Annotated in this window: 5 protein-coding genes; 1 reads left to right on the top strand and 4 read right to left on the bottom strand. The window is 58.4% G+C overall.

Going from position 1 to position 7418, the window contains the following annotated elements:
• The first annotated feature begins 276 nt into the window (after positions 1–276).
• Positions 277–1521, top strand: coding sequence for a phosphodiester glycosidase family protein (locus MJ257_RS18015; protein WP_240270535.1), 1245 nt, complete (start codon positions 277–279; stop codon positions 1519–1521).
• 131 nt (positions 1522–1652) lie between these two features.
• On the opposite strand, the gene MJ257_RS18010 is transcribed toward MJ257_RS18015, so the two are convergent.
• The 4 genes from MJ257_RS18010 to MJ257_RS17995 form a co-directional block, all read right to left on the bottom strand.
• Positions 1653–2846: a sugar ABC transporter permease gene (locus tag MJ257_RS18010; RefSeq protein ID WP_240270534.1), complete on the bottom strand. Its 1194-nt coding sequence runs from the start codon at positions 2844–2846 to the stop codon at positions 1653–1655.
• 2 nt (positions 2847–2848) lie between these two features.
• Positions 2849–4360 carry a xylose ABC transporter ATP-binding protein gene (locus MJ257_RS18005; RefSeq protein WP_240270533.1) on the bottom strand — a complete coding sequence of 504 codons (1512 nt, stop codon included), beginning with the start codon at positions 4358–4360 and terminating at the stop codon, positions 2849–2851.
• A gap of 137 nt (positions 4361–4497) precedes the next feature.
• A complete protein-coding gene (gene xylF / locus MJ257_RS18000) occupies positions 4498–5604 on the bottom strand; it encodes a D-xylose ABC transporter substrate-binding protein (protein ID WP_240270532.1) in 1107 nt (368 codons plus the stop codon).
• A 232-nt stretch (positions 5605–5836) separates the two neighbouring features.
• On the bottom strand, positions 5837–7402 hold the full coding sequence (locus tag MJ257_RS17995; RefSeq protein ID WP_240270531.1) for a helix-turn-helix domain-containing protein: 1566 nt from the start codon (positions 7400–7402) through the stop codon (positions 5837–5839).
• Positions 7403–7418: the final 16 nt, after the last annotated feature.

The raw sequence follows: 7418 nt of genomic DNA, 5'->3' as shown, positions 1-7418 counted from the left end.
ATTAGGGCGAGGATGTTGCACCACTCCCCCTGCCCCAAATGTTTGCGAAAAATCGAATAGATTTCGGCATTTCCGGCCTTTTTAGCGGAATGTATATGAAAATTCATATAGATTTACACACTAGCGAGAGGTTTGCCCGAAATCTATATGAAAAACCGAATAGAATGCGGAGTTTTAGTCGCTGGATCCAATTTGTATATGAAAAATCGAATATATTTCCGATATTACATAAAGAAACCACCATCATTACCCTACATAAAAGGAGAAACCATCTTGATGAACCGAACTAGAACCACTAGCACAGGCACCTGCACCAGTAATCGCACTAGAACGCCCCTTCGCACCCTCGCGAAACGCCTGCTCCCTTTGGGGCTCGCCCTCGTTTGCCTGATCTCCGGCGGCAACTGGCCCACCGCCTCCACCCCCGCCTCTGCCGCAGGCACGGCGCCCGCCAAGAACGTCGTCCTGCTGGATCCCGCCAGCGGACATGCCTTCGTGCCCGGCCGGGCCTTGAACGGACTGGACGGCATCCAGGTCCAGTGGGATGCGTCCCGGCAGCAGCTAACGATCGCGCAAGGCGACACCGCCGCCGCGATCTTGCGGGTCGGCTCCGCCAAAGCCGAGGTCAATGGCGAGCCGATCACATTAGCCGATGCGCCGTTTAACGAAGCCGGCGCCGCCTACGTCCCGCTGCAGTTCATCAGCGCGACGTTCCAGCTCCCGGCGGAATGGGACAAATCCGCCGGCGCAGTCCGCCTCGGCCAAGGCGACGCCCGCTTGACCCTGCCGTACGCAAACCGCGGCGCGGCCAGCAGCGCCGGCGTCGGGAAAGCGATCGTCAGCGCGCGCAAGACGTTCAAAGCAGGCGGACGCTCCTTTTCCGTGCAGATGGTCACCATCTCGCTGATGGATCCGAAGGTCCGCCTGAAGGTTGCGCTGGCCGGGGACACGGTCGGCAAGGTCGAGGAGCTGAGCAGTCTCGCAAAGCGCCATAAGGCCGTCGTCGCCGTGAACGGCACGTTCTTCAACGCTTATACGGATGACGCGTACAAAGCTCCCTACGGCTACATCGTCAGCGGCGGCGAGCTGAAGATGAAAGCTTCCGGCGACAAGCGCGCTATTTTCACCTATGACTCCAACCTGCTTGCAAGCTTGATTCCCGGCGCAGACTTCAACGACGCGTTTGCCGCAGGCACGATGGAAGGCGCGCTTCAAGCCGGGCCGCGCCTCGTAGTGAATGGCAAAGTTGCGGTCGACGTCAAGGCGGAGGGCTTCAAGGATCCGAAGATTCTCACCGGAGGCGGTGCCCGCAGCGCCTTAGGGCTCACGCGCGACCATAAGCTGATCCTGCTGACCTCCGGCGGCGCAACGATCCCGCAGCTGGCGGAAATCATGAAGCAAGCTGGCGCGTACCAGGAGATGAACCTCGACGGCGGTGCCTCCAGCGGCCTTTACTATAACGGCAAATACCTGACTCAGCCGGGCCGCAAAATCAGCAACGCGCTAGTTGTCACCTACTAATAAGCAAACAAATACGCCAATCAACAGCCAACGAATGATCGTCAGCAAACCGAAACGGCACTTCCGAGGAGATCCTCCCGACTGGGAACGGTCTCCAAAGAAGTGCCGTCTGTTTTTTTCGAAAACTCTTCTTATCTCAACCCTTTGCGCCGATTCGAAATGTCCAGCCAAACGGCGAAGACGAGGATCGAACCTTTCACCACGTATTGCCAGAACGACTCCAGCCCCATCAGCGACATCCCGTTGTCGAGCGAAGTCATGACAAGCGCGCCGATCAGGGCGCCCAGCACCGTACCCGCGCCGCCCATCAGCGACGTTCCGCCGATGACGCAGGCCGCGATGGCGTCCATTTCCGCCATGTTCCCGGCGGTGATCGTCGCCGAGGCGAGGCGCGACGTCAGGACGATCGAAGCGATCGAAGCGAGCAGGCCGCTGAGCAGGAAGACGCTCATCGTTTTGCGGCGGATGTTGATGCCGGACAGGCGGGCCGCTTCCAAGTTGCCGCCGATCGCGTAAATGTGCCGGCCGAAAGTCGTTTTCGTGGACAGGAAGAAGAAAATGGCCGCCAGCGCGATGACGAAAATGATAGGGAAAGGAATCCCCTTATAGGCATTCATGACGAACACGAAGGCGACGACCAGCAGAGAGAGCGCGGCCATCTTGATCACGTCCACGGCGAACGGCGCCACTTCGAAGCCGTATTTCTGCCGGGAGCGGCGCTTGCGCAGCGTGCTCCAGACAATCAGGCCGATGGCTAACACGCCGAGGATAATGCCGAACCCTTGGGCGAAATACGCATTGCCCAGCAGCGCCAACACCTTGTCGGAGACCGGAATCGTCATCGATTCGGTCACGCCCATGAGCGTGCCGCGGAATACCAGCATGCCCCCCAGCGTCACGATAAAGGCGGGGATCATTTTATAAGCGACCAGCCAGCCTTGCAGCAAGCCGAGTACAGCACCGGCCGCCAGCGTACCGATAATGACGACAATCGCCGGCAGCTCCAGCCAATTGCTGAAGATCGCGGCAATCCCGCCGGTCAAACCGACGATCGAACCGACCGACAGGTCGATGTGTCCCGCGACGATGACCAGCACCATGCCGATCGCCAGAATCGAGGTCACGGACATTTGCGTAAAGAGGTTGGACAGGTTCCGCGCCGTCAAAAATGTCGGGTCGAGCAGGCCGAACAGTACCCAAATCAACACCAGCGCCCCCACCATCGTGTAGGCCCGCACGTCCATTTTGCCGAACAAGTTGCCCCACAGCGTCGACTTTGCGGCCGAGCCGTCCGTTTGTTTTCCCATTTCCTTTTGAAGCTCCATGTTTATTTCCCTCCCGTAGCGGCTTGCATGATATTTTCTTGGGTCGCTTCTCGCCAGTCGAACTCCCGGACGAATTTGCCTTCGCTCATCACTAGAATCCGGTCGCTCATGCCGAGCACCTCCGGGAGCTCCGACGAAATCATGATGATGGCCACGCCCTGGTCGACCAGCTGATTCATCAGATGATAAATCTCGTATTTCGCCCCGACGTCAATGCCGCGGGTTGGTTCGTCCATGATCAGGATTTTCGGGTCGGACATCAGCCATTTGCCGATGACGACCTTCTGCTGGTTCCCGCCGGACAACGTGCCGACAGGGGTTTCCAGAGACGCGGTTTTCGTCTTCAAATCATGCACATATTTAAGGCCCCAGCGGATTTCCTCGTTGTCATTAATCAAGCCAAGCTTCGAAACTTTGGCCATCGTGGCCATCGTCGTATTCGTCTTGACGTCCATCCCCATGACGAGCCCTTGGCGCTTCCGGTCCTCGCTGACGAGGGCAAGCCCGGAGCGGATTGCGTCGGCGACGGAGCGGATACGCACCGGTTTGCCGTCAACAGAAACCTCCCCCGTCGCCCGTCCGCCGTAAGCGCCGAACAGGCTGCTGACCAGCTCGGTCCGACCGGCGCCCATCAACCCGGCGATGCCGAGGATTTCGCCTTTGCGCACCCGGAAGTTGACGTCCTTGATCACCTTCTGGTTCCGCTTCTCCGGGTGCCACACGTTATAGTTTTTAACCTCCAGCACGGTATCCGATGGGTGATGCTCCACCCGCGGGTACCGTTCGGTCAGCTCCCGCCCGACCATCAGCGACACGACCTGGTCGTCATCTGTTTCCTTGCGGTCCAGCGTCGCCACCGTATGCCCGTCGCGAAGCACCGTAATCGAGTCGGCCAGAGCAAACACCTCCGGCATTTTGTGCGAGATATAAACGCAAGACACGCCTTCACTCCGCAGTTGGTTCAGGATGCCCATGAGGATCGCCACTTCGCTTTCCGTCAAAGCGGCCGTCGGCTCATCCAGAATCAGGATCTGCGTATGCTTGGACAATGCCTTGGCGATCTCCACCAGCTGCTGCTGGCCGATGCCGAGACTGCCGATTTTCGTTTCGGGGGAAATATGCAGCCCGACCCGCTTCAGCCACTGGGCCGCATTGTGATACAGCTCATCCCATTGGATCACGCCGCGTTTGGTCGGTTCCGCCCCGAGGAAAATGTTCTCGCCTACCGTCATCTCCTTCACGAGCGCCAGCTCCTGGTGGATGATGGCGATGCCGGCCTTTTCCGCATCGGTAATATTGTGGAACTGCTTCTTCTCGCCGCCGATGACGATGTCTCCGCTATAAGTGCCGGCCGGGTACAACCCGCTCAGCACTTTCATCAGCGTTGACTTGCCCGCCCCGTTCTCGCCGCAGAGCGCGTGGATTTCCCCTTTGCGCACCTTGAAGTTCACGCGGTCGAGGGCCTTCACGCCCGGAAACTCTTTGCTGATATTCACCATTTCCAATACATGCATAGGCTTTGCTCTCCTTCTTTAGCCTAAGGATCGGCGGAAAGGGTGAAACCAAGGAGACGCCGAACGCTCCCTGGTTTTCGCCGCTTCTGCCCGTTTCTATGTCCAGTTCTTCTCTATCCGCTTTATGCTACATGCTTTTATTGCTTAGGCCATTGATCCTTCGGCACGTTTTTGTACACGTCCTCCAGCTTGTGGAACCCGTCTTCGATCACGACGTTCAGGCTGTCCTTGTCGACCGGAATCGGATCAAGCAGCACGGAAGGCACGTCGATTTTGCCGTTGTTGACGGTTTTGTCGGCTTTGACTTCTTCGCCTTTGGCGGCCGAGACGGCCATTTCCGCAGCGGTGTTGGCGATCGATTTGATCGGTTTGTAAACGGTCATCAACTGAGTGCCTTCGGCGATCCGTTGAACGGCCGCCAAGTCGGCGTCCTGCCCGGATACCGGGATTTTGCCGGCCATGCCTTGGGCGGTCAACGCCTGGATGACCCCGCCGGCCGTGCCGTCGTTCGCAGCGACGACGCCTTGCACGTCATTCTTGTTGGCGGTCAGCGCGTTTTCCATGTTCTTCAGCGCTTCTTCCGGCTTCCAGTCCTTGGAGAATTGGTCATATACGATCTTGATGTCGCCTTTCTCCTCCAGCGGCTTCAATACGCTCATCGCGCCTTCTTTGAACATGTGCGCGTTGTTGTCGGTGTCCGCGCCGCCGATGTAAACGATATTGCCCTTCGGCGCGGCATCGATTACGGCGCGGGCCTGGAACTCGCCGACCCGGACGTTGTCGAAGGAAATGTAGTAGTCGACGTCGGAGTTTTTGATCAGCCGGTCATACGCGATGACCTTAATGCCTTCTTTATGCGCTTTTTCCACGATCGGCGCGGTTGCCTCCGCGTTGTGCGCGATGACTACCAGGACGTCAACGCCTTGAGAAATCAGTTGTTCCGCTTGGCTCAGCTGCGTCGCGTCGTCACCGTTGGCCGCAAGCACCTTCACCTCGCCGCCGAGTTCTTCGACTTTGGCGGTGAATATATCCCGGTCCTTCTGCCACCGTTCCTCCTTCAAAGTGTCCATCGACATCCCGATGACGATTTTGCCGTCGTCCTTGCCGGCCGCCGAGCTGCCCGCATTGTTTTTCGCGTTGCCGCTGTTCGAGCTGCCGTCCGATACAACCCCGCAGCCTGCCAGGGAGGAAGCCAACAAAATGGCCGCCAAGCTTAACCGTACAAAATGACTGTGTTTTTTCACTATGCCTACGCCCCTTCTTTAAATGATCATGAATGATTGCGCTTACAAATCTATCTTAGCATCACGCGCTCCCCCGCGGCCCGGTCATTGCCTGCACTTCTTTGCGCTCTGCCTTCACTCCCTTGCTGCGGAATGTAAAGGCTTTCAACGCCGCCGCTTTCACTGGATTTTTTTGTGCAGAAAAAACAAAAAAGTCCTTGTCTGGGACAAGGACTTAAAGAACGCACAAGCTTTATTCGTTTTGCTGGCGATACTCGCTGGGGGTGATGCCGACGGATTTCTTGAACACCCGGCTGAAGTAATTCGGGTCCTTGTAGCCCACCTCATAGCAGATCTCCTTCAAGCTTAAGGAACGCTCGGCGATCAGCCGCTTCGCCTCCTCGATCCGCAGGCGGGTTAAATAATCACTGAAATTTTCTCCCGTCTGCAGCTTGAACAACTTGCTGAAATAGTACGGACTGAGATTGACGTATTCCGCGGTTTGCTCCATCGAGATCTCTTCCTTGAAGCGCTGGCTGACGAACAGGATGGCCCGCTGCAGCACATGCGAACGGCTGCGTTCCTTCCGCTCCCGCAGTCCGTCGATCCAGCCGCCAAGCCGGCGCAACGCGCTCGCGCGCAGCGTCCCCGGATCCTCGCAGGCGCTTAAGTCCTCGATCAGGTCGGGGCCGTCTCCCGCTTCCACGCCGCGGCTCAAATACAGGAGCAGCCCGATCACGTCGCCCCGCAGGCGCGGATAATGCCGCGGCTCGGCCGCCTCCAGGCGTTCGAACAGCAGGGCGAAATGTTCGGTGACTTCGGGCTTGTCGTGCCGCAGCAACGCATCGAGCAGCTTCTTCTCCTCGTCCAGCGGAATCGCCGGGCGCCCTGAGCTTTCGGCGATATCGTCGTAATGCCGGACGCTGACGATATCCTGCTCATCCGCGCAGACGCGCACGGCTTCCCGGTACGAGCGGCTCAGCCCGTCCCAACCCTCTCGGACCCCGCCGATGCCGACGGATAGCGGCAGTCCGAACCGCTCCTCCACCTGGCTGCGCAGCCGTTCGCCCCATTCCAGGGCGATGACCCGCTGCGTATAGCCCGGCCGCCCTGGCGGAAACGGGATAAACAATGCCATCTGATGGCCAACGACCGGACTGACAATGCAGGACAATCCCGGCTTCACCCATTGCTTGACGGCGTCGTAAATCTCCTTCTTGGCCACCTGGAAGCTGGCCCATTCCTTCGGCGTGTGTTTCGCGAACGACAGCACCATCGCGTAACCCTTCCGCCATTGAAGATTCAGCATCCCCGCCAGTTGGTCGGCCTCGACCTCCTGCGCGTATTCCAGCATCAGCATCAGCGACAGCTCGTTCTCCGCCAGCGGCAGCAGCTGGGACAATTTCTCCTGAAGAGCCAGTTGCTCGTCCCGGGCACGCTTCGCCTCTTCGGTTTCGGCGATCAGGCTCTTCAGCACGTCCAGCACTTCTTCCCGCCGCGCCGGCTTCAGCAGATAATCCCGCACGCCAAGCGCCAGCCCCTCCTTCGCATAGGCGAAATAATCGTGGGCGGTGATCATCACGACCTTGGCTCCCGGCTGCCGGGCCATAATTTCCCGCACGGCCTCCAAACCCTGAATCCCCGGCATTTTGATATCCATAAAGATAAAATCAGGCCGTCCTTCCTCCGCCAGCTGAATCGCCCGCCGCCCGTTCTCTGCATGAAGAAAACGGAACGTATCCGGCATCGCATGCCTGATCATCATTTCAAGGCCTTCCCGCTCCAACGCTTCGTCGTCCGCAATCAACAAAGTATACACCTTGGCTTCCTCCATT

It is taken from the genome of Paenibacillus timonensis (assembly GCF_022427145.1).
Classification (GTDB): Bacteria; Bacillota; Bacilli; order Paenibacillales; family Paenibacillaceae; genus Fontibacillus; species Fontibacillus timonensis.
Note: the sequence above shows the minus strand (reverse complement) of the source record. Positions and strands in the feature narration are given on the sequence as shown.

Coding starts and splice junctions, on each gene's coding strand:
- MJ257_RS18010 (WP_240270534.1), bottom strand. CDS start 2,846: ATGGAGCTTCAAAAGGAAATGGGAAAACAAACGGACGGCTCGGCCGCA.
- MJ257_RS18005 (WP_240270533.1), bottom strand. CDS start 4,360: ATGCATGTATTGGAAATGGTGAATATCAGCAAAGAGTTTCCGGGCGTG.
- MJ257_RS18015 (WP_240270535.1), top strand. CDS start 277: ATGAACCGAACTAGAACCACTAGCACAGGCACCTGCACCAGTAATCGC.